Origin of the sequence: Clostridium rectalis, assembly GCF_900626095.1 — a bacterium.
Lineage (GTDB): Bacteria > Bacillota > Clostridia > Clostridiales > Clostridiaceae > Clostridium_AS > Clostridium_AS rectalis.
This window is the reverse complement of sequence record NZ_UYZZ01000002.1, coordinates 519648-542433: the sequence shown is the minus strand read 5'-3', so window position 1 is coordinate 542433 and position 22786 is coordinate 519648. Positions and strand designations below refer to the sequence as shown.

The 22786-nt window shown below is 27.8% G+C and carries 20 protein-coding genes and 1 riboswitch; of the genes, 18 read left to right on the top strand and 2 right to left on the bottom strand.

What is annotated here, in order from left to right; genetic code table 11:
- The first annotated feature begins 9 nt into the window (after window positions 1-9).
- The 3 genes from EJL03_RS05255 to EJL03_RS05245 all read left to right on the top strand — a co-directional run bounded on the left by EJL03_RS05255 (window position 10) and on the right by EJL03_RS05245 (window position 3583).
- Window positions 10-930 (top strand): DNA-3-methyladenine glycosylase family protein, encoded by a 921-nt coding sequence (locus EJL03_RS05255; protein WP_125152904.1) that lies wholly within the window; start codon window positions 10-12, stop codon window positions 928-930.
- Window positions 931-1150: 220 nt separating this feature from the next.
- The gene (locus tag EJL03_RS05250) at window positions 1151-2638 is read left to right on the top strand and encodes a 4Fe-4S dicluster domain-containing protein (protein ID WP_125152903.1); all 1488 of its coding nucleotides are present in this window, start codon (window positions 1151-1153) and stop codon (window positions 2636-2638) included.
- 216 nt (window positions 2639-2854) lie between these two features.
- Window positions 2855-3583, top strand: coding sequence for a TVP38/TMEM64 family protein (locus EJL03_RS05245; protein WP_125152902.1), 729 nt, complete (start codon window positions 2855-2857; stop codon window positions 3581-3583).
- Window positions 3584-3594: 11 nt separating this feature from the next.
- Here the strand turns inward: EJL03_RS05245 and EJL03_RS05240 are convergent, their stop codons facing one another.
- A complete protein-coding gene (locus tag EJL03_RS05240) occupies window positions 3595-4230 on the bottom strand; it encodes a TIGR01906 family membrane protein (RefSeq protein ID WP_125152901.1) in 636 nt (211 codons plus the stop codon).
- Window positions 4231-4563: 333 nt separating this feature from the next.
- Between EJL03_RS05240 and EJL03_RS05235 the strand changes: the two genes are divergently transcribed.
- The gene (locus EJL03_RS05235; RefSeq protein ID WP_125152900.1) at window positions 4564-4848 is read left to right on the top strand and encodes a co-chaperone GroES; all 285 of its coding nucleotides are present in this window, start codon (window positions 4564-4566) and stop codon (window positions 4846-4848) included.
- Between the two features lie 48 nt (window positions 4849-4896).
- Entirely contained in the window at window positions 4897-6525 is a 1629-nt protein-coding gene (gene groL / locus EJL03_RS05230; protein ID WP_125152899.1) for a chaperonin GroEL, read from the top strand.
- 103 nt (window positions 6526-6628) lie between these two features.
- Here the strand turns inward: groL and EJL03_RS05225 are convergent, their stop codons facing one another.
- Complete coding sequence (locus EJL03_RS05225; RefSeq protein WP_125152898.1) at window positions 6629-7366, bottom strand: tRNA lysidine(34) synthetase; 738 nt, start codon at window positions 7364-7366, stop codon at window positions 6629-6631.
- A gap of 352 nt (window positions 7367-7718) precedes the next feature.
- Between EJL03_RS05225 and EJL03_RS05220 the strand changes: the two genes are divergently transcribed.
- The 13 genes from EJL03_RS05220 (at window position 7719) to EJL03_RS05160 (ending at window position 22572) form a co-directional block, all read left to right on the top strand.
- Window positions 7719-8219: a prepilin-type N-terminal cleavage/methylation domain-containing protein gene (locus EJL03_RS05220; protein ID WP_341472411.1), complete on the top strand. Its 501-nt coding sequence runs from the start codon at window positions 7719-7721 to the stop codon at window positions 8217-8219.
- A gap of 271 nt (window positions 8220-8490) precedes the next feature.
- Window positions 8491-8976 (top strand): type IV pilus modification PilV family protein, encoded by a 486-nt coding sequence (locus EJL03_RS05215; protein ID WP_125152896.1) that lies wholly within the window; start codon window positions 8491-8493, stop codon window positions 8974-8976.
- Window positions 8969-9391, top strand: coding sequence for a hypothetical protein (locus EJL03_RS05210; RefSeq protein WP_125152895.1), 423 nt, complete (start codon window positions 8969-8971; stop codon window positions 9389-9391). Before EJL03_RS05215 ends, EJL03_RS05210 begins: the two co-directional genes overlap by 8 nt.
- A gap of 11 nt (window positions 9392-9402) precedes the next feature.
- Window positions 9403-10974 carry a prepilin-type N-terminal cleavage/methylation domain-containing protein gene (locus tag EJL03_RS05205; protein WP_164509002.1) on the top strand — a complete coding sequence of 524 codons (1572 nt, stop codon included), beginning with the start codon at window positions 9403-9405 and terminating at the stop codon, window positions 10972-10974.
- A gap of 22 nt (window positions 10975-10996) precedes the next feature.
- The gene (locus tag EJL03_RS05200; RefSeq protein ID WP_125152893.1) at window positions 10997-12673 is read left to right on the top strand and encodes a GspE/PulE family protein; all 1677 of its coding nucleotides are present in this window, start codon (window positions 10997-10999) and stop codon (window positions 12671-12673) included.
- Window positions 12674-12689: 16 nt separating this feature from the next.
- Window positions 12690-13874: a type II secretion system F family protein gene (locus EJL03_RS05195; RefSeq protein ID WP_125152892.1), complete on the top strand. Its 1185-nt coding sequence runs from the start codon at window positions 12690-12692 to the stop codon at window positions 13872-13874.
- Between the two features lie 22 nt (window positions 13875-13896).
- The gene (gene pilM, locus EJL03_RS05190) at window positions 13897-15288 is read left to right on the top strand and encodes a type IV pilus biogenesis protein PilM (RefSeq protein ID WP_125152891.1); all 1392 of its coding nucleotides are present in this window, start codon (window positions 13897-13899) and stop codon (window positions 15286-15288) included.
- A gap of 40 nt (window positions 15289-15328) precedes the next feature.
- Window positions 15329-16237 carry a hypothetical protein gene (locus EJL03_RS05185; RefSeq protein WP_125152890.1) on the top strand — a complete coding sequence of 303 codons (909 nt, stop codon included), beginning with the start codon at window positions 15329-15331 and terminating at the stop codon, window positions 16235-16237.
- 1 nt (window position 16238) lies between these two features.
- Window positions 16239-17006: a prepilin peptidase gene (locus EJL03_RS05180; protein WP_125152889.1), complete on the top strand. Its 768-nt coding sequence runs from the start codon at window positions 16239-16241 to the stop codon at window positions 17004-17006.
- A 126-nt stretch (window positions 17007-17132) separates the two neighbouring features.
- A riboswitch (purine riboswitch) is annotated at window positions 17133-17230 on the top strand.
- Between the two features lie 123 nt (window positions 17231-17353).
- The gene (gene guaB / locus EJL03_RS05175) at window positions 17354-18808 is read left to right on the top strand and encodes an IMP dehydrogenase (protein WP_125152888.1); all 1455 of its coding nucleotides are present in this window, start codon (window positions 17354-17356) and stop codon (window positions 18806-18808) included.
- A 36-nt stretch (window positions 18809-18844) separates the two neighbouring features.
- Entirely contained in the window at window positions 18845-20377 is a 1533-nt protein-coding gene (guaA, locus tag EJL03_RS05170) for a glutamine-hydrolyzing GMP synthase (RefSeq protein WP_125152887.1), read from the top strand.
- Window positions 20378-20776: 399 nt separating this feature from the next.
- The gene (locus tag EJL03_RS05165) at window positions 20777-22126 is read left to right on the top strand and encodes a glucose-6-phosphate isomerase (protein ID WP_125152886.1); all 1350 of its coding nucleotides are present in this window, start codon (window positions 20777-20779) and stop codon (window positions 22124-22126) included.
- A 5-nt stretch (window positions 22127-22131) separates the two neighbouring features.
- A complete protein-coding gene (locus EJL03_RS05160; RefSeq protein ID WP_125152885.1) occupies window positions 22132-22572 on the top strand; it encodes a YaiI/YqxD family protein in 441 nt (146 codons plus the stop codon).
- The last annotated feature ends 214 nt before the right edge of the window (window positions 22573-22786 follow it).

Genomic DNA, 22786 nt, shown 5'->3' with positions numbered 1-22786 from the left:
GAATAGAAGATGGATTATAATTCAGTAGAAGAGTTTTATAAAGACGGAATAAAAGCTGTTTTGATAAAAGGAGTTAAAAATTTTGAATTACCTCATATTTTTGAATGTGGACAATGTTTTAGATGGAATATAAAAGAAAATGGTAATTATATAGGAGTGGCCTTTGGTCATGTAATTGAAGTAGAAAAAAAAGATGATAATGTAATATTGTATAATTCTAGTGAAAAAGAATTTAATTCTTTATGGGTTGATTACTTCGATTTGAAGAGGGACTATTCAGAAATCAAAAAAATACTAAGTAGGGATGAATTGCTAAAAAAATCTGTTGACTTTGGATATGGAATTAGATTATTGAAGCAAGACCCCTTTGAATTAATTGTTTCATTTATAATATCTGCTAATAATAGAATCCCTATGATAAAAAAGGCTATTAAAAATATTAGTGAAAAATGGGGAGAATCTATACTATATAACGGAAATATATACTATTCATTCCCAAGTATAGAAAATTTACATAAGGCATCACAGGAGGAATTAGAATCTTGTGGTGTAGGATTTAGGGGAAAATATATAAAACACACAGTTGAAAAAATATATAACAGTATGAATAGTGAGAATAAAGAATATGATAAAATCTTTGATATAAATTGGATAAAAATTCAGAATGATGATGAGTGTCATACTGCACTTCAAAATTTTATTGGAATAGGACCAAAAGTTGCTGATTGTATAATGCTATTTTCAATGGGGAAATACTCAGCATTCCCAGTAGATGTATGGGTTAAGAGGGCAATGCAACACTTTTATTTAGCACCAGATGTATCTTTAAAAAAGATAAGGGATTTTGCAAGAAATAAGTTTGGAGATTTATCTGGTGTTGCTCAACAATATTTGTTCTATTATGCTAGAGAAAACAATATATTAATATAATTATGATAAAAATATGTGGGTGAAAACTTTCATAAAAATTTTAAAAGTTAAAAATAAAATTTTTATGAATTTTTTTTTGAAATTGTATTAATTTTTTTTGATTATCTGTTATAATATAATATGTTAATAAATTAACGAACTTGTATGACTATACTAATATAAAAATAAGTAATTTAATAACTTTAAATTACGGTTTATAAAATTAGGAGGAATTAATATAATGATAACATTTGATAGTCAGTTAAAAAAGTTAAAGTATCTAGTACTAAGAGAAGTGGCTAAGATGACTTTGGAAAATAGACTTAATAAAGAGGAAATGGAAAAGGTCCCTTTTGAAATAATTAAAGGAGATAAGGCAGAATATAGATGTTGCGTTTATAAGGAAAGAGCTATTGTATATGAAAGAGCCAAGCTTGCTATTGGATGTTTACCAAATGGACAAATGGCAGATGAATTTGTAAATGTAGAAGATGATGATCAAATAGTTTATGTAATAGATGCAGCATGTGATAAATGCCCTATAAACAGATTTGTAGTTACAGAAGCTTGTAGAGGATGTATACAACATAAGTGTATGGAAGTTTGCCCTGCAGGGGCTATTACTAGGGCTGCAGGTAAAGCATATATTAATCATGAAACCTGTAAGGAATGTGGTTTGTGTAAAGAAGTTTGTCCATATAATGCTGTAGCTGAAGTTATGAGACCCTGCAAAAGAGTTTGTCCAACAGGAGCTCTTCAAATGAACCCAGAGGATAACAAAGCTAAGATAAATAAGGAAGAGTGTATAAACTGTGGAGCCTGTATGTCAGCATGTCCATTTGGAGCTATATCTGATAAAAGTTTTATAGTAGATGTAACTCGTGCCATAATGGAAAAGAAAAAAATATATGCTGTGGTAGCACCTGCTATTACTGGACAATTTGGACCAAAGACAACTGTGGGACAAATGAAGGTTGCATTTAAAAAAGCGGGATTTGTAGATATGATAGAGGCTGCATGTGGTGCTGATGCTGTTGTTGTTCATGAAGGAAATGAGTTTGTTGAAAGAATGGAAAATGGGGACAAATATATGACAAATTCTTGTTGTCCAGGTTTTTTAAATTATATAGAAAAAAAGTTTCCAGATCAAATTGATAGGATATCAGGGACAGTCTCTCCTATGGTAGCAACAGGAAGAATGATTAAAAAAGCTGATAAAGATGCAGTAGTGGTATTTGTTGGACCATGTACTGCAAAGAAAAATGAAATAAAAAGAGAAGGGATAAAAGACGCAGTGGACTATGTTATGACTTTTGAAGAGATAACTGCACTTATGGGAGCTTTAGAGATTGACCCACAAGAATATGAAGCTGTAGAAGTTGATGATGCTTCGTCTTTTGGAAGAGGATTTGCTCAAGGTGGAGGATTAATTGCTGCAATACAAAATTATATGAAAGATAAGGAAACAAATGTGGATTTTAAACCTGTAAGAGTAAGTGGACCTGATGAAATTAAGAGAGCTATGATAATGGCAAAGGTAGGAAGATTATCAGGTAATTTTATAGAAGGAATGATGTGCGAAGGTGGATGTATTGGTGGACCGGCAACTATGGTTCCAATAATGAAGTCAAGAACACAGTTAACTAGATTTGCTAAAGAATCTACCAAAAAAGATGTAATAGCAAATGGAAATTTAAAGAAATTTGAAGGTGCAAACCTAGAAAGATAACTTAAAATAATAAAAAAAGGCTTATAGTGATAAGATATATCATTATAGGTCTTTTTTGATTGTATATTGATTAGTTTATATTATTATTTAATATCTTTGTTCAATATTTAAAAAAAACATATAATTTTATTAAGAAGTTAATATTTTTGAATTTTATCATATTTCAGTGAGAATAATAGTAAGTATTATGTGTGAATTACGAGGGTGAAATTTCATATGAAAAAAAGTTATAAAAAATTAAAAAGTTTTTTTTACACAATTTATTGCTATATGAAGAAATATAAAGGTTATATAATAATGTCTATATTATTAGCAGTATTTATTTATTCAGGATATGAGTATTATTATAAATATTCAAGAGTATTACAAGATCCCAAGGAAATAAAAAGAGTAATAACTTCTTATGGTAGCTATAGTGTGCTAGCATTTATAGTATTACAGATTATTCAAGTAGTTGTGTTTTTTATCCCAGGGGAGATAATTCAAATAGCTGGAGGATATATATTTGGCACCTTTTATGGTAGCATTATCTCATTATTAGGAATAACTATGGGAAGTATAATTATATTCCTTGTAACTCATAGGTATGGAAAACCTTTTGTAGAAAAAGTTATTTCAGGGAAGAAATTAAAGCATTTTAGAAAGATATTAAAATTAGGAAGTATAAATTATATAGTTTTTTTGCTATATTTAATTCCAGGAATACCTAAAGATGCATTAGCATATATATGTGGAGTATCAAACATTAGCTTTAGAAATTTTGTGATTTATTCTACTGTGGGAAGATTACCGGGCATATTTATATCTGCTTACTTTGGGGCTAAAATAGATTCTAAAAACATACCTTTATTAATAACCATAGCTGTGTGTATGAGCATTATTTTTATAATAGGTGTTTTTAAAGGGGAAAAAATAATAAAAAATTTAACCAAAAACCAAGAATAAATTTAAAACTGCTAGGAAGTAGCAGTTTTTTTATATATAATTAAAGAAAATATTGAAAATATTAAGATGAAAATTGCAATTAATATTGAATTGTGGAAAAAAAATTTTTCTGGCAACATTTTAATTATAGGATCTTTATTAATGTCAAATAACCAATAATTATTTTCAAAAGTAATTTTATGAAATAAGTGGAAGATAGTTTGAAAATTTATGCAAAAAGGTATAATTAACATAAATGGAACCAAAAGTAGAATGGTAAAGGTGTATTTAAAAACTTTAAAGTTTTTTTTCTTTACACATTTATAAGTACCTAATATAAAAAATAAAGAGGATATGTATGTTAAATAATTTATTGTTTTGAAGATAGTTTTAACTTCATAAAAGTGAATCTTACCCTCTACAGATGATGGCAGAGTTGGAAGATTAAAATCTAAATTTTTATTACTAGTTAAAAAATCTATTAGATAATTGTAGTTAGCTTTTATTTCATGTATATTTAGGTTGGACTGTTGTGGAATATTAAGATAATGTATGTCAAAATAGTATAGGGGTTTGAAGTTAACAGTTATTTTAATGGATATTAGTATAAAAAATATAGAAAAAATTAATGACAATAACAAGTTATTTAGAATAGGTTCTTTAGTCATAGTATATGGTCTCCTTCAATATTTTAATATATTTAACTATAATTTACATACTTTAATTATAATATTTAAAGTTTTTTTGTAAATAAAAAATTAAAATATATTTTAAATAGGAAACTAAAGAAAATAATAGTAATATCATAAAATGTTAAGATAATTACATGTAAATTAATTTAATAGCTATAAAATCAAGAAAAAGTTATAGTTTGAAAGTTGATATTATATATGCTATTATTTATTATAATAATTGTATTAGCACTCATTATAAACGAGTGCTAACAAAAATAGTTATTATTTTTATATTAAAATATATAAAAAACATAAGGAGGGGTTTAAATGAAGATTAGACCACTTGGAGACAGAGTTGTTATTAAAAGATTAAAAGTAGAGGAAACTACAAAAAGCGGTATAGTTTTACCTGGAAGTGCACAGGAAAAACCGCAGGAAGCTGAGGTTGTTGCAGTTGGACCAGGAGGAATATCCAATGGAAAAGAAGTAAAAATGGAATTAAAAGTAGGAGATAAAGTATTATTCTCTAAATTTTCCGGAAATGAAGTTAAAGTAGATGGAATAGAATACACAATTTTAAGACAAGATGATATATTAGCAGTTTTAGAATAGGAAAATAATTAATTAGACTATAACATAAATGTTTAGGAGGTTTTGAAAATGGCAAAGAGTTTATTATTTGGTGAAGAAGCAAGAAGATCTATGCAAAAAGGTGTGGATCAACTTGCTGATACTGTTAAAGTTACACTTGGACCAAAGGGAAGAAACGTTGTTTTAGATAAGAAATTTGGCTCACCACTTATTACTAATGATGGTGTTACTATAGCAAGAGAGATAGAGCTAGAAGATGCATATGAAAATATGGGTGCACAACTTGTAAAAGAAGTTGCTACAAAGACTAATGATGTAGCAGGGGATGGAACTACTACAGCTACATTACTAGCTCAGGCTATTATAAGAGAAGGATTAAAAAATGTTACAGCTGGAGCAAATCCAATGCTTGTTAGACGTGGTATCCAAATGGCTGTTAATACAGCAGTAGAAGGAATTAAAAATATTTCAAAACAAGTTGATGGAAAAGAAGATATTGCAAGAGTTGCTGCTATATCAGCTGCAGATGAAGAAATAGGTAAACTTATAGCAGATGCTATGGAGAAGGTAGGTAACGAAGGAGTTATCACTGTAGAGGAATCCAAGAGCATGGGAACTGAATTAGATGTGGTAGAAGGAATGCAGTTTGATAGAGGATATATAAGTCCTTATATGGTTACAGATGCAGAAAAGATGGAAGCTGTATTAGATGATCCATATATTTTACTTACAGACAAGAAGATAACAAATATTCAAGAGTTACTTCCAGTACTTGAAAAAATAGTTCAACAGGGAAGAAAACTATTAATAATTTGTGAAGATGTTGAAGGAGAAGCACTAGCTACATTAGTTGTCAATAAGCTAAGAGGAACATTTAATTGTGTAGCTGTTAAAGCACCAGGATTTGGTGATAGAAGAAAAGAAATGCTTCAAGATATAGCAATTCTTACAGGTGCACAAGTAATATCTGAAGAATTAGGAAGAGATTTAAAGGATGTTACTTTAGAAATGTTAGGAACAGCTGAATCTGTAAAGATGACAAAGGAAACAACTACTGTTGTTAATGGTAGAGGAAATAAATCTGAAATCCAAGCAAGAGTAGCTCAAATAAAGGCTCAAATTGAAGAGACAACTTCAGATTTTGATAGAGAAAAATTACAAGAAAGACTTGCAAAATTAGCAGGTGGAGTAGCAGTAGTAAAAGTTGGAGCTGCTACAGAAACTGAATTAAAAGAAAGAAAATTAAGAATAGAAGATGCTTTAGCAGCTACAAAAGCAGCTGTAGAAGAAGGTATAGTACCAGGTGGTGGAACAGCTTATATAAGTGTAATACCGGAAATAGAAAAACTAACTTCAGATGTGGCAGATATTAAAGTTGGTATAGAAATTATTAAAAAGTCTCTTGAAGAACCATTAAGACAGATAGCTTCTAATGCTGGAGTTGAAGGTTCAGTTGTAATAGATAAGGTTAAAGATAGTGAAATTGGTACAGGATATGATGCTTTACATGATAAATATGTAAACATGATAAAGGTTGGTATAGTTGATCCAACTAAGGTTACAAGATCAGCGTTACAAAATGCTGCCTCAGTTTCATCTACATTCTTAACAACTGAAGCTGCAGTTGCAGATATTCCAGAAAAGAATAGTACTCCAATGCCAGCAGCTCCAGGAATGGGAATGGACGGAATGTATTAATTTAAGCTTAAATTGGTTTTAGGCGTAGTATATAAAAAAAATGAAAAGATATGGATTTTCATATCTTTTCATTTTTTTTTATAATTACTTTATTCATATTAATCTATCTTTGCTCCCATAGATTAAATAAATCTATATTAGTTAAAGAGGTTAATATCTTTTTTTGAGCATCTGGATAATTTTTTTCTAAATTTATAAGTAAATTCTTCATATCTTCTCTAGTGGTTTTTTTATCCTCAGGGCATAAATTTTTAATTACAGGAAAATTATTTTGTAATACAAAACTTTCAATAAAATCTTCTCTTATATTTACTAAAGGTCTAATTATATTAATATCTTTTTCTTTATAGTGTATATTTGGATGAAATGTACCAAGTTTACCTACTTTTAGTACATTCATAAATAGGGTTTCTATGACATCATCACTATTATGACCTAGGGCTAACTTATTAACATTGTTACTTTTAGCTACTCTTATTAAAGCTCCTTTTCTTAATTTTGAACAAAGTGAACAAGGATTTTTTTCTTTACGTTCTGTAAACACTACATCAGCAATATTCGTTTTTTCTATAATTAAAGGAATATTATTTTCGTTACAAAATATTTTTATAGGAGAAAAGTCCATACCTAAATCCATGTCTATAGTTATTCCTATTAATTCAAAATCTTTAATTGCTGTTAACTGAATTAATTTCAATGTAAATAGTAAAAATACGCTATCTTTCCCTCCAGAAATGCCTACTGCCACCTTATCCTTTGGAGTAATCATTTTATATTTTTCTATTATATCTCTAACATCTCTTAAAAACATTCTATTATATTTTCTTTCAAACTGTATCATTAAATAAGCTCCTCACTTTAGTTAATAAGTTAATTTTATATAGCATAATACATTAGTGTCAATGGTAAAAATATACAAATATTCCCATATTATTAATTATAAAGGCAATAAACTTTAAATTGATAAAATTAAAAGCTTTACAATAAAAAAGATATTTTGGTATATATTGCTTTTTAAAATACCCAATGTTAGAATTTAATTAGGGTATTTATAATAGTTATAAATAGGGGCGTAACACATATTTAAATAACAATTTTAATATATGTATATATAGTTAAAAATACTTTATGTTTATTTTAGCCTTTATGGATATAGAGTATTTAAATATTATTTATTAGGAAGGATGGGGAAAATGAAAAAAGTTAAAAAAGGATTTACATTAGTAGAACTGTTGGTGGTAATAGCCATTATTGCTATTTTAGCCGCAGTTATTGCTCCAAATGCATTTAAATCAATTGAAAAAAGTAAGGTTTCTTCAGCAGAAGCAGATTACAAAGCTATAAAAACTGCAGCATTAAATTTTTATGCTGATGTGGGTCAGTGGCCAGAGGGAAAAGAAGGAGAAGACCCAGGATTTATGTCAAGGGATAAATTAAATCTAAATGATGAAATAAAAAATGCTTGGAATGGACCATATTTAGAAAAATGGCCAAGTAAAAATCCTTGGGGGGGAGTATATAAGTTTAGTAATGTTGATAAAAAAATAGTTTTAGAATTAGATAAGGTAAATGAAAATGCTGTAAAAAGGCTAAAGTATGATTTAGGAAATGACGTAGTAATAGATAATGAAAATGCGGGTAATGTTACATTAATAATTGCTAAAGAGGACAGTGAAGAAAGTACTGGAAAATAAAAATCAATATTATTTTAAAATAACTGTAAATTAATAAATAAAAAACTTAAGATTCTTAATTAGAATTATTAAGTATAAAGGCTTTTAGTTTTAATAAAAGTAGTAAATTTATTTGGAATGTGTTGTTTGAATATTTTGGGAATTAAAATATTTTTTTATCCCAAATTAAAAGGAGAAAATAAATATATCTATAAGGATATATTGATATACATGGAATATAATAAAGAGAAATTATAAATATAAAAGAAGTTAAAAAAGTAGGAAAGATAATATGAAAAAATCATTTATTATAAAAAGGAAAGGGTTTACATTAGTAGAAGTTATATTAGCCATGGTAATAATAGCCTTTACCATGGCTATATTTTCTAAGGTGATATATACCGGATTTAAAGCTAGTAATAGTAACAAGAAAAAATTACAGTGTATCATTATAGCTCAAAACTATATGGAAAAATTAAGAGGTTTTAGAGATTATAATGAATTTAATACCATTGATAGTTTAAAGAGGTATTTAATTCAGAAGGAAAATTTTAAAAAGAATGACAATATACTTAAAAAGGAAGAAGTACATAAGTCTGTGAGATATAGTATAAGTATTTCAATAGATGAGGATCGGGAAGTGGAGAAGGAATTGTTTGATAAATTAGCAATAGTTTCTGTAAAAGTAAAATCACAAAATAATAATGAAGCCCAATTAAAAACAAAATTTTATTTAATGGATAATAATTCATTTGAAGGTGATGAGAAAATTGAATAAAAAATTAAAATATAAAAATGGCTTTGCACTACCTATTGCAATGTTATGTGGAATTATTGTGGTATCTTTAGGGGGCATATTACTTACTTCTTTAAATAATCAAATAAAAACAGAAAAGACTTTAAAAGAAAATATGATAGCAAAATATTTATCAGAAGCAGGAATAGAACATGCTATATATGATTATAATCTAGAGAAAAAAAAAGATTATAAATTAGTACCTGATAAAAAGGAAAGTGAAGAAATAAAATTCAATGGGGGAGAGTACAAATTTGGGTATTATAAAAAAAATGAGGAAGAGGGAGTATTTGAATCCGTAGGGAAAAGTAGTGGTGGTAATAAGTATAAAATTGAAGCAACCTTTAATATTAGAAGTAATAAAATAGTAGATTGGCAGGAATCAAATAATATATAGGAGCTGATAATTTGATTAAAAGTCCTATAAAATTTAAAAAAATTAAAAAGTGCCAAAAAGCATTCACCTTAACTGAAATAATAATTGTAGTAGGGATTTTAAGCCTTTTAATAGCTGCAACATATTCTATAAACAATTCAATTACTCATGTTTTTAATAAAAAAATCAATGATATATATTCACAGGAGGATACAAAGGTTGCTATAAGATGGATGAAAAAAGATATTGAAGTGGCAACTGAAATAAAAAAGGAAAAAGATTTATATATAATAAAAAATAAGGAAAAAACCATAGAATATATTATAAAAAAAGGCAAAAAAATAAAAGGAGAAGATGTAGCTACTGTTTTTAGGAAGGATGGGAAGGAAAAATTTGTACTTTTTAAAAATGTTTTATATATAGAAAAGGGATTTAATATTACACAGGAAAAAGATAATATTGTAAAAATAGATGTAATTATTAAGGATAAATTTAATAAGGATAAAAAAATAGTTTTTACTATTTCCAATAGATTAAGATTATGTTTCCATAAAGAAGATCCCAATAAACCCTTTATTGATATAAATAATGATGGCATATTAAACGGAGAAGACTATAATATTACTTTTGATGAAAAAGGAATGTATCACTGGGAAAAGGATAGCAGATACGTTAAAGGAGTTTTAGTTTTTCCAGGAGATTTTATAGTGGAAAATAGAGATATAACTTGCATTGTAAAAGATGGTGTAAGAATAAAGGAAAATGTAAACTTAAAAGTTTTAAAAGGATATAAAATGAAAATACAAACAAAGAAAGTTTGGGCTTCAAAATCTAATTTAGAGATTTATGGAGATAAAAATCAAGATAGTAAGCTTGAAATAGATTCTTCAAGTTTAGATATAAATTACGCTAATATAAAAGTTCAGGCAAAAGGAAATGAAAAGGCTAGTGGTAATCTAAAGATTAATTCAAAAGATATTATAGAGAAAAATTATTGCAATATTATAGCAAAATCAGAAAAAGGGGCTAGCTGTAATATAGATATAAATACTAAAGGAAACATAAAGGGAAATGGAAGCAGTATTATAATAGGTTCTAAAGATAAAGGAAAGAATAATATAAATATAAATACTAAAAGAAACATAAAGGGAAATGGAAGCAGTATTATAATAGGTTCTAAAGATAAAGGAAAGAATAACATAAATATAAATAGTTTAGGAACTATTTATGAAGATAAAAGTATTATAGTATCTGAAAGTGAATCCTTAGGAGAGAATAATTTAATTATAGAAAGCTCAGGAAGTATATTTGGGAATAATAGCCTAGCTAGTGTTAAATCTGAAGGTAAGGGAAAAAATAATATTGAAATTAATAGCAAAGGCAGCGTAGATATAAATAATTTAAAGGGAAAAGGAGTAACAAAAGATAATTCTAGTTCAATAAAGGTAAAAGTACATGCATCTGGTGCCTTAAATCTTAGTAATTCTATATTTGATTGCTCAGAGGCTAAGGAGGGAGTAATTACTGTAATAACTTCTGCTAATGGAGCAATGTCAAAAAGTAATAATAATGTAACTTCAAAAGTTCTTAAGGGGAATAAATAATTCAACTGAAAAGAGGGGAATTATGGTAAAAATAAGAAAAAGATTAGGAGAAATATTAGTAGATTCAGGTCTTATTACAGAAGATGTATTAAAAAAAATATTATTCCTTCAAAAGGGAACGGATAAGAAATTGGGTGAACTTCTTGTTACAGAAGGTTTTGTAAGAGATGAACAAATAGTTGAAGCTTTAAAAAATCAATTAGGAATAGAATATATTAATTTAGATAATATAAATATAAAACAAAACATAATAGATATAATTCCAGAGCCTATAGCAAGAAAATATGAACTAATTCCAGTGGATATTATAAATGGTAAGCTTTTAGTGGTTATGAGTGATCCATTAAATTACTTTGCTATAGAAGAAATTAAAGTTATTACAGGATACTATGTAAAAACTGCTATTTCTCTTAGAAATATTATACTTGCCAATATAGAAAAATATTATGGAAGAAATAGGGCAGAAAAGGCTGCAGAAAGTTATGGTAAGACCTATATCAATCGAAAGGATAATTCTATTTTTCAGGAGGAACTTCAAGATGAAGAGGCTGCACCTATAATAAAGTTTATGAATACAGTTATTGGAAATGCTATTTTAAATAATGCATCAGATGTTCATATAGAGCCAGAAGAGGATAGTTTAAGAGTAAGGTATAGAATAGATGGGATTTTAAAAGAAATAATGAGAGTAGATGGAAGTATGTTGGAACCTGTGGTTAGTAGAATAAAAATAATGGCAGATCTTAATATAGCAGAAAAAAGGCTACCTCAGGATGGTAGGTTTACTTTTAAATCTAAACAAAAGGATATAGATTTAAGAATATCTATAGTACCAACTATACTTGGAGAAAAAATTGTAATGAGAATATTAGATAAGGCTAATTGTTCTGTGGAGTTACCAGATATAGGTTTATATGGAGACAATTTAATGAATCTTGAAAATATAATAAAAAAACCTTATGGAATATTATTGGTGTGTGGACCTACAGGTAGCGGTAAAACTACTACTTTATATTCTATACTAAATTTATTAAATAACAGTTCAAAAAATATAATTACTATAGAAGATCCAGTAGAATATCATTTAAAGGGCATAAACCAAATGCAGGTAAATAATAAAATTGGGTTTGGTTTTGCAAAGGGACTTAGAAGTATGTTAAGGCAGGACCCGGATGTAATACTAGTGGGAGAGATTAGAGATGATGAAACAGCGGAAATATCAGTAAGGTCAGCTTTAACTGGACATTTAGTACTATCTAGTATACACACTAATAATGGTATTGGAGCTATTACTAGACTTCAAGATATGAAAGTGGAATCATTTTTAGTGGCCTCTACAGTTATAGGTATAATTTCTCAGAGATTAGTAAGAAAAATATGTCCTAACTGTAAAGAGACGTATACAAGTAGTAATATAGATATGAAAATTTTAGGAATAAAACATACTTGTAAATTAATGAAGGGGAAGGGTTGTACTATATGTGGTGGAACTGGTTACAAAGGGAGAACAGCGATATTTGAGATAATTAATATAGATAAAAATATTAAACAACTCATAACTGCAAAAGAATCAGAGGCATTTTTAGAGGAGGAATTAGAAAAAAGTGGAACGGTATTTTTAAAGGAGGCTTGCATACAAAAAGTTTTAAATGGAGTTACTACTGTAGAAGAAATGCTTAGGGTAACTTATGGGTATTAAAAGGGGATAAAATAATATGAAAAGATTTTTTTATAAAGTATGTGACGAAGAATTTAACATAAATAAAGGATATATTGAGGAGGATTCCATTGAAACAGTTAAGGAACAAATTATATTAAAAGGGTATAAAATAATTGATATAAAGGAAAAACCACAATGTAAACTTTTAAAAAATGATAGATTAAAGGAAGAATCTCTGGTAAATTTTTGTGGACAACTAGCAATAGTAATAAATACTGGAGTAAATATAATAAGAGGACTTGAAATAATAAAGGAACAGGATAAAAAACTTGAAAAAGTTACAGAAAGAATTTTAATTGGAGTAAAAAAAGGGAAAAGTTTAGGAATAGCTATGGAGGAAACAGAGATGTTTCCAAAGCTTTTAACGGATATGGTTAATTCAGGAGAATTAAGCGGAAATGTAGAGGAAGTATTATTTAATATGGAAGAATTTTATCAAAGGGAGACTAATATAAAAAGCAAAGTAAAATCTGCATCTATATATCCTTGTATATTATTAATTCTAACCGTGGTGCTTATGGGTATTTTTAATTTTTTTGTATTTTCAAGATTGATGGAAATATTTGAAGATAATGATGGATTACCTAAAATAACTTTAATTTTGCTTGATATGATAAATTATTTTAACAATAATATTGTTTTAATTATTTTTTCAATTATATTATTTATATTTATATTAAAGCATATCTTTAAAATTGATAAGGTTAAATATATTTGGGATAAGTTAATATTAAATATACCTGTTATTGGAGAATTTAAAAAAAATGTTATTATAGATAGATTTTCAAGAAGTATGGGGATATTTGTTCGCTCTGCTATACCCATTATAGATGCTATTGATAATGTGCAGTACATTGTTGGTAATACTTTTATAGGTAAAAAAATTAATAAGTGCAGAATGGAGATAATTAATGGTAATAAAATAGCAGATACTTTTGAAAATGAAGGGGCATTTGACTCATTAACTATACAATTGATGAGGATAGGAGAAGAAACAGGAAGTTTAGAAAGTATGTTTTTTAAATTAGCAAATATATATGATAAAAAAGTTGAAAAAAATATGAATAATATGATGGCTCTTATAGAGCCTATGTTTATATTAATTATAGGAATTTTAGTTGGAGTGGTAATAATTGCTTTAGCACTTCCTATCCTACAAATATCTAATAATGTAAAATAAATAATAAATGGGGGAATTATAGTTGTTATGGAAAAAGAGAGTTATTTATAGATTTAGTGATGACATATTAGATATAGTTATTATTAATAAAAATTTAGGCAAAGTTACATTCAATAAAGTAGAAAAAATAGATATAGGTGATAATACTTCTATGGATGTAGATTCTTTTATAGAAGAAAATAAAATAAGAAATATAAATTCTTTAGTTATATTAAACTTAGAAGGGATAATAGTAAGGAGCATTAAGGTTCCCTTTCTTAAAAAAAAAGAATTGAAAAAATTTATATACAATAATATTAATGAATATTTTACAGTAAATATAGATGAATATTACTATGACTATAAAATATTAAAAATTGATAAAAACGAAAGTATAGATATATTTTTAGTTGTAGTGCCTAAGGAAAAATTTCAGCATATATATTCTTTAATTAAAGAATGGGAGATTAACATAGATAAAATTACAATTTATGCTGAATGTATTTATAATATATTTTCAAAATTTGACACTAGTTCTGCATTTTTAGATATTATAAATAATAAAAGTAATATTACTATTTCAAATAAGAAAGAGTTATTTTTATATTCTAGATCAGATATAGATTTAACTGAAGAAAAGTTAGAGATATATGGAGAATTAGTAGAAAATATAAGTTATTTTTTAAATTTTTATTCCACAAGGCACTTTGGTAATAGAGTAGATAAATTGTATATAGGCAGTGAATTATATAAAAATCAAGAGTTTATAGGTTATATAAAAAATCAGCTGAATATAGAATTGGTTTGTGGCTTAAATGATATTTATGAAGGAATTGTAAAAGAAAATTATATTGATTTAAATGATTTTGCAGATGTATTAGGGGGGCTTTTAAATAGTAATAAATTAAAGTCTATAGATTTTAATAAGGTTATAGAAAATGAAAGAACTAAGGATAGGGATATGTTTTCTATTATAGCTGTGTCCCTAGCTATTTTAAGTGTAACTTGGTTTTTTTTGGGGATTTTATATATGCGTATAAAATTACAAAAGTATGATTGTACAGTTTTGGATAAAAATTTAAGTTCAATGAAGAAGATAGAAGGGTTATATAAAGAAGAAAAAACAAGAAATGAAGAGTATAAAGAAATGGGGAAGGCAATAAAAGCTATAGAAGAAGATAAAGTTGATTATATATATTACTTAGATAGTCTAAAGAAAGGTATGCCTTCTGATATGCAAATAATAGAAGTAAATTTAGATAAAGATAAAGTAAATTTAAAAGCTAGGTTAAACCAAAGTGGAGATAAAGTTTTAGATAAAATAAATTTAGTTGTAGCTTTAAATAAGTTAAACATATTTGAACCTATAGATATGGAATATATAAAATTAGATGGTAGTGAAAAAGATGTAGAAATTAATCTTGTTATAAAATAAAATTTCTATGAGAAAGGGGAAAGAGAGAGGATTAATTAGTATGAAAAAGGACAAGCTATGGATAAGGATAGTTATACTGATTTCTATAATACTATTAATAAATTTAGGGACATATAGTTTTTATTTAAAACCTAAATTTACAAATTTAAGAGAAAAGAAAGAAGAATATAATAAAAAAGAAGATAAGATTAAGCAATTAGAAAATAAAAATAAAATGCTAATAAGACTAAGTAAAGAAAATGAGAACCTTCAAGGTAATAATGCTTTATTGAATAGATTAACAGCAGACAGTGTAGATACTGCTACACTAGCATATGATTTTTATAGATCTTGCAAAAATTTCAATATATTTGGAGATGTAGTTGAATTTGAATTATTAACAAAAGATAAAATTAGCAAGAAAAATTCAGAGAAAAGTAAAAATCAATTTGTTACAAATGATATAATAAGACTTAATATAAAGCTGAAAGTTAGAGGGCATAGAGAAAACATTGAAGAATATATAAAAAATATTAAGCTTATCACTAAAAGAGATTTAAGTGTAGAAAAAATAAAGTTATATTGTGAACAGAAGGATGAAAAAGTTGATGAAATAGAAGAGTATATTTTAAATGGAGAAAATAAAAAAAATATTGATAAAGATATAAAGGATAATGATAAGGATATAAAAGATAATGATAAGGATATAAAAGATAATGATAAGGATATAAAAGATAATGATAAGGATATAAAAGATAATAAAAAATATATTAGTGTTTTTAAGATAAGAGAAGAAGAGACTGTTTATGATATTGATGATGATGTAAATGCTGAGATAACTTTTTATCATTATATAAAAAATAGCCATAATGTACAGGAGTATTATAAGAAAAATTATCACTTTTTTAATAAAGGTATAGGATTCTCTTCTATAGGTGAAATGTTTAAAAATAAAAATGGAGGTAACTAAAATGGTGGTGGGAAAATATATTTTTACATTTATATTAGGAATAATCATAGGAAGCTTTTTAAATGTATGTATATATAGAATACCAAGAGAAGAGAATGTTGCTTATCCCCCTTCTCATTGTCCCAAATGTTTTAATAAATTAAAATGGTATGATTTAATTCCAATAATAAGTTATTTTAAACTTAAAGGTAGATGTAGATATTGTAATGAAAATATAGGAGTATCTTATACAATTGTAGAGCTAACTACAGGAATTTTATTTGTGTTTTTATCCTTTAAGTATGATAGTTTAATTGAATTTTTTAAATTTTCTACTTTAATTTGTATACTTATAGTTATAAGTATAATTGATATTAAAACTATGAATGTGTATTTTAATGTAACTGTTATATCAATAATTTTAGCTATAATATTTATAATTATTGAATTTATAAGTAAAGATAATGGGATTTTATATTACTTAACATATATATATGGAGGAAGTTTAGGATTTTTTGTAATTGCTTTAATAGTATTTTTAACCAATGGAATGGGGTGGGGAGATGCCGAAATTTGTCTTATATGTGGACTCTTTATGGGGTTTAAATTGACCATTGTAATGATGTTTTTTGCATTTTTATTTGGGGCAATAATAGCCTCAATACTTATTTTATTAAAAAAGGTAAAAAGAAAGGATTATATACCCTTTGGTCCTTTTATTGCATTGGGATGTACATTTGCAATTTTTTTTGGCAAAGAAATATTATTTTGGTATTTAAATGTGATATAAAAAATTAAAAAAAATTATAAAATAATTGACAAAACACAAAATTATAAATAAAATAGTGTAAACAGTTAAATTTTGTTGGGAATTGTTAGTGCAATTTAGACAAGTTTATAAAAAAAATTAATAATATTAGGGTATTGATTTTTTACTCATATATCCCCTGAATATGGCAGGGAGTATCTACCGGAAGCCGTAAATTTCCGACTATGGGTGAAATTATGTATGGCTATTTAATATATTCGTACTGATTTCACTTTAGAGGGTTTGAAATCAGTATTTTTTTTAATATGTGGGTTAACATAAATACATATATTTATTAGGTTTTAAATTTATAAAGGAGTTGAATGGAAATGGCAATAATTCTAAAGAAGGGGTATACTTTTGATGATGTTTTGTTAATGCCAAATAAATCTGAGGTATTACCAAAGGATGTTACATTATCTACTAATCTAACTAAAAAATTAAAGTTAAATATACCATTAATGAGTGCGGGAATGGATACAGTTACTGAATCTAAGATGGCTATAGCCATAGCAAGAGAAGGCGGAATTGGAATTATACATAAAAATATGTCAATTGCTCAGCAGGCAATGGAAGTAGACAAAGTAAAAAGACAAGAGAACGGTGTAATAACAGATCCTTTCTATTTATCACCAGACAATACAATAGAAAATGCGTTAGAATTAATGAGTAGATATAGAATATCAGGTATTCCAATAACAGTTGAAGGAAAACTTGTAGGAATTATTACAAATAGAGATATACTTTTCGAAGAAGATTATTCAAAAAAAATATCAGAAGTTATGACTAAAGAGGATTTAATTACAGCTCCAGAAGGAACTACTATTGAAGAAGCAAAAAATATTTTAAAGAAACATAGAATAGAGAAGCTACCATTAGTAGATAAAGAAAATAATTTAATTGGCCTTATTACAATAAAGGATATAGAAAAAGTAAGAAAATTTCCTAATAGTGCAAAGGATAGTAAAGGTAGACTTCTATGTGGAGCAGCTGTTGGAGTAACTAAGGATATGTTAGAAAGAGTAAATGCATTAGTAGATGTTAATGTGGACGTTATTACCATTGATACAGCTCACGGACATTCACAAGGGGTATTAAATGGAGTTAAACTCATAAAAGAAAAATATCCAGACCTTCAAATAATTGCAGGAAATGTTGCAACACCTGAAGCAACAAGAGATTTAATACTTGCAGGAGCAGATTGTGTAAAAGTTGGTATAGGACCAGGATCAATATGTACAACAAGAGTAGTTGCAGGAGTAGGAGTACCACAGTTAACAGCTGTTATGGACTGTGTAGAAGAAGCAAATAAGCATGGAGTGCCTATAATAGCAGATGGCGGATTAAAGTATTCAGGAGATATAGTAAAGGCATTAGCGGCAGGAGCTAAAGTTTGCATGATGGGTTCAATGTTTGCAGGCTGTGGTGAAGCACCAGGAGAAACTGAAATATATCAAGGAAGAAGTTACAAAGTATATAGAGGAATGGGATCATTAGCGGCAATGGCCTGTGGAAGTAAGGATAGATATTTCCAGGAAGACAATAAAAAATTAGTTCCAGAAGGAGTAGAGGGAAGAGTTCCGTATAAAGGATTGGTATCAGAAACAATCTATCAATTAATTGGTGGTATACGTTCAGGTATGGGATACTTAGGTTCTAGAACCTTACAAGATTTATATGAAAGTGCAAGATTCATTGTTCAGTCTTCAGCTGGACTTAGAGAAAGTCATCCACATGATATATCTATAACTAAAGAGGCACCAAATTATAGTATAAATCAATAATAAATAATGTAGAAGATCCATTAAGGGAGGGCAATTATGGATAGAGAATTAGTTCTTATAGTTGACTTTGGAGGTCAATATAATCAACTTATAGCTAGACGTGTTAGAGAAAATAATGTTTATTGTGAGATAATTCCATACAATTATTCTATAGAAAAAATTAAAGAGAAGAATCCAAAGGGAATAATTTTTACTGGTGGACCAAAAAGTGTTTATGGAGAAGGTGCTCCAAGAATAGATAAGGAAATATTTGAATTAGGAGTTCCTGTTCTTGGAATATGCTATGGTCAGCAATTAACTTCTTTTACGTTAGGTGGAAAAGTGCAGAGTGCAGAGGTTAGAGAGTACGGAAAAACGGAAGTTAAACTAAATAATTCTTGTGCTATATTTGATGGAGTTAAAGAAAATGAGATTTGTTGGATGAGCCATACAGATTTCGTATCTGAGGTACCACAGGGATTTGAAATAGTAGGAACGACTTCACAGTGTCCAGTGGCAGCTATGGCAAATATTGATAAAAAGATATATGGAGTTCAATTTCATCCAGAAGTGGAGCATACTCCTTTTGGCAAAAAAATGCTATCCAATTTTTTATTTAAAGTATGTGAATTAAAAGGAGATTGGTCTATGACTTCTTTTGCAGAAGAAAAAATTGCAAAAATAAAGAAATTAGTTGGAGATAAAAAGGTAATATGTGCTCTTTCAGGTGGAGTAGATTCATCTGTTGCAGCGGTTCTTGTGCATAAAGCAATTGGTAAGCAGTTAACTTGTATATTTGTAGATCATGGTTTACTTAGAAAAGATGAAGGTGACCAGGTTGAAAAAATATTTAAACAACAATTTGATATGAACTTAATAAGAGTTAATGCTCAAGAAAGATTTTTAGGAAAATTAAAAGGAATATCTGATCCTGAAAGAAAAAGAAAAATTATAGGAGAAGAATTTATAAGAGTATTTGAAGAAGAAGCTAATAAATTAGGTGAGATAGACTTCTTAGTTCAAGGTACTATATATGCAGATGTAGTTGAAAGCGGAACAAATACATCTGCCACTATAAAAAGCCATCACAATGTAGGAGGACTCCCAGAAGATTTACAATTTAAACTTATTGAACCTTTAAGGGAGTTATTTAAAGATGAAGTTAGAGCTGTTGGAGAAGAACTTGGAATACCTCACAAATTAGTATGGAGGCAACCATTCCCTGGACCGGGGCTTGCTATAAGGGTTTTAGGAGAAGTTAGGGAAGAAAAATTATCTATAGTAAGAGAAGCAGATGCTATTTTTAGAGAAGAGGTGGCTAATGCAGGGCTTGAAGGAAAGATATGGCAGTATTTTGCATGTTTACCAAATATACAGTCTGTAGGAGTTATGGGAGATGAAAGAACATATTGTCATACAGTAGCTTTAAGGGCAGTAACTTCATCTGATGGAATGACTTCAGATTGGGCAAAGATTCCTTATGAGGTACTAGATAAGGTTTCAAGAAGAATAGTTAATGAGGTAAAAGGAGTAAACAGAATTGTTTATGATGTAACTTCAAAACCACCATCAACTATTGAGTGGGAATAAAATAAAAAAAATTTAAACCTATGAGAAATTTCTCATAGGTTATTTTTTAGTGTGGATATTTTTACTTAATAATAGAGATATAAATAGATGTTTGTTCTTCGATATAATATTTATAGTGAATTATTAATTCATCAAATTTATCAGACAAGTAATTTTAAATATAATTTTCATAATAGCTACTATAATTTGCATAAACACAATTTATAGTATTTTAAAAGCATTTAAAAATGTAATTATTTACATAGTCAGTGTGTTCTTTAAATAAGGAGTTAATTAACTTGAATTGGAAACTTTTATATACTAAAATTTATTTAAAGATATGTGTTGTGGCATATTATAAACATAATGTTGTTAATTTTGGCAAAACTAATTTTTAGATTAGTTTTAGGAGGGTAAAACATGAAAAAGGTAACAGTAGATTTAAGTACTACAAAACCATATTTAAAGGATGAGGAATTAAACAATTTACAACCTCTTATAAATGAGGCACATAGATTGTTACATAATGGTACAGGGGTAGGCTCAGATTTTACAGGTTGGGTAGATTTACCAATAAATTATGATGTGGATGAATTTTTTAGAATAAAAAAGGCTGCGGATAAAATAAAGGGTAACTCAGAGGCACTTGTTGTTATTGGAATAGGAGGTTCTTATTTAGGGGCAAGAGCTGCTATAGAGATGTTATGTCATACTTTTCATAATAATTTGTCAAAGGAAAATATAAATTCACCAAAGATTTTTTATGTAGGAAACAATATAAGTTCTACTTATATGCAGGATTTATTAGAGATTATTAGTGATATGGATTTTTCAATAAATGTAATATCAAAGTCTGGAACTACTACAGAACCGGCTATAGCATTTAGAATATTTAAAGATTTAATAGAAAAGAAGTATGGAAAAGAAAAAGCTAAAGAAAGGATATTTGTTACTACGGACAAAAAAAAGGGTGCACTAAAAACCTTAGCTAACAATGAAGGGTATGAGACTTTTGTTATACCTGACAATGTAGGAGGAAGATACTCTGTATTGACAGCAGTGGGGCTTTTACCAATTGCAGTATCCGGAATTGACATAGATGAAGTAATGGAGGGTGCTAAGGAATGTAGAGAGCACTGCCTTGATTATAGTATAGAGAATAATGAATGTTATAAATATGCTGCGGCTAGAAATGCATTATATAGAAAGGGAAAGAATGTAGAGATTATAGCTAATTTTGAACCTTGTCTTCATTATTTTGGAGAGTGGTGGAAACAGTTATATGGAGAAAGTGAAGGAAAGGATGGTAAAGGGATTTTTCCTGCATCGGTAGATTTTTCAACAGACCTTCATTCTATGGGACAATATATACAAGACGGACTTAGAGTAATATTTGAAACTTTTATAAATGTTGAGAGCCCTAGGAAGAGTATTCACATAGATTTAGACAATGAAAATTTAGACGGATTAAATTTTCTTGCAGGGAAAACTATGGATTTCGTAAATAAGCAAGCATTTAAAGGAACCTCATTAGCTCATAATGATGGAGGTGTTCCTGTGATTACTGTTAATATACCTAAGTTAACTCCTTATTATTTTGGATATACAGTATACTTATTTGAAAAGGCATGTGGGATAAGTGGATATATTTTAGGAGTAAATCCTTTTGATCAACCAGGAGTTGAAGCGTATAAAAGGAATATGTTTGCATTACTTGGCAAACCAGGTTATGAGAATATGAGAAAACAACTAGAAGAAAGGTTTAAATAAATATAATGAGAATTTTAGTAGATGCAGACGCCTGTCCGGGGAGAGATATTATAGAAAAGGCTGCAAGAGAAAATAAATTAGAAGTTATAATGTATTGCGATATGAATCACATAATAAATAGTAAGTATAGTATAGTAAAATATGTGGAAAGTGGATATCAAAGTGTTGATATGGCTTTAGTAAATTCAACAAGAAAGGGAGATATAGTAGTTAGTCAAGATTTTGGTGTTGCAGCTATGGTCTTAGGGAAAAAGGCATATGCTATAAATCCTAAAGGATATATTTATAGTGATAATAATATAGATAGATTGTTATTTGAGAGACATATAAGCTCTAAGGTAAGAAGAGGTGGTGGGAAAATCTCTAATATGAAAAAAAGGTGCAGTGAAGATGATTTAAGATTATATAACAACCTTATAAAGTTAATAAAAGGTGTAGATTATTAGTTATATTCAACAGTTAATACTAATTTATGTTTAATTATAGTATTAACTGTTTTTATTATTGATTATATAGTAGAATTAACACGATAATTTTAATATGATTTTATAAAATTTTAGAAGGATACTTAAGGGTAAAAGTAGTATATTATAATTTGATAGGTGGTTAACTCTGAATTAACAACTGCGATTTAGAGTTAATCGCATATGCAGCTTAAAT

What these genes read in the sequence shown, in the direction of transcription:
- EJL03_RS05250 (WP_125152903.1), top strand. Translation starts at nt 1,151, where the DNA reads ATGATAACATTTGATAGTCAGTTAAAAAAGTTAAAGTATCTAGTACTA.
- EJL03_RS05195 (WP_125152892.1), top strand. Translation starts at nt 12,690, where the DNA reads ATGAAAAGATTTTTTTATAAAGTATGTGACGAAGAATTTAACATAAAT.
- EJL03_RS05235 (WP_125152900.1), top strand. Translation starts at nt 4,564, where the DNA reads ATGAAGATTAGACCACTTGGAGACAGAGTTGTTATTAAAAGATTAAAA.
- EJL03_RS05220 (WP_341472411.1), top strand. Translation starts at nt 7,719, where the DNA reads ATGAAAAAAGTTAAAAAAGGATTTACATTAGTAGAACTGTTGGTGGTA.
- EJL03_RS05245 (WP_125152902.1), top strand. Translation starts at nt 2,855, where the DNA reads ATGAAAAAAAGTTATAAAAAATTAAAAAGTTTTTTTTACACAATTTAT.
- guaB (WP_125152888.1), top strand. Translation starts at nt 17,354, where the DNA reads ATGGCAATAATTCTAAAGAAGGGGTATACTTTTGATGATGTTTTGTTA.
- EJL03_RS05215 (WP_125152896.1), top strand. Translation starts at nt 8,491, where the DNA reads ATGAAAAAATCATTTATTATAAAAAGGAAAGGGTTTACATTAGTAGAA.
- EJL03_RS05255 (WP_125152904.1), top strand. Translation starts at nt 10, where the DNA reads ATGGATTATAATTCAGTAGAAGAGTTTTATAAAGACGGAATAAAAGCT.
- EJL03_RS05165 (WP_125152886.1), top strand. Translation starts at nt 20,777, where the DNA reads ATGAAAAAGGTAACAGTAGATTTAAGTACTACAAAACCATATTTAAAG.
- EJL03_RS05160 (WP_125152885.1), top strand. Translation starts at nt 22,132, where the DNA reads ATGAGAATTTTAGTAGATGCAGACGCCTGTCCGGGGAGAGATATTATA.
- guaA (WP_125152887.1), top strand. Translation starts at nt 18,845, where the DNA reads ATGGATAGAGAATTAGTTCTTATAGTTGACTTTGGAGGTCAATATAAT.
- EJL03_RS05185 (WP_125152890.1), top strand. Translation starts at nt 15,329, where the DNA reads ATGAAAAAGGACAAGCTATGGATAAGGATAGTTATACTGATTTCTATA.
- EJL03_RS05180 (WP_125152889.1), top strand. Translation starts at nt 16,239, where the DNA reads ATGGTGGTGGGAAAATATATTTTTACATTTATATTAGGAATAATCATA.
- EJL03_RS05200 (WP_125152893.1), top strand. Translation starts at nt 10,997, where the DNA reads ATGGTAAAAATAAGAAAAAGATTAGGAGAAATATTAGTAGATTCAGGT.
- groL (WP_125152899.1), top strand. Translation starts at nt 4,897, where the DNA reads ATGGCAAAGAGTTTATTATTTGGTGAAGAAGCAAGAAGATCTATGCAA.
- EJL03_RS05225 (WP_125152898.1), bottom strand. Translation starts at nt 7,366, where the DNA reads ATGATACAGTTTGAAAGAAAATATAATAGAATGTTTTTAAGAGATGTT.
- EJL03_RS05240 (WP_125152901.1), bottom strand. Translation starts at nt 4,230, where the DNA reads ATGACTAAAGAACCTATTCTAAATAACTTGTTATTGTCATTAATTTTT.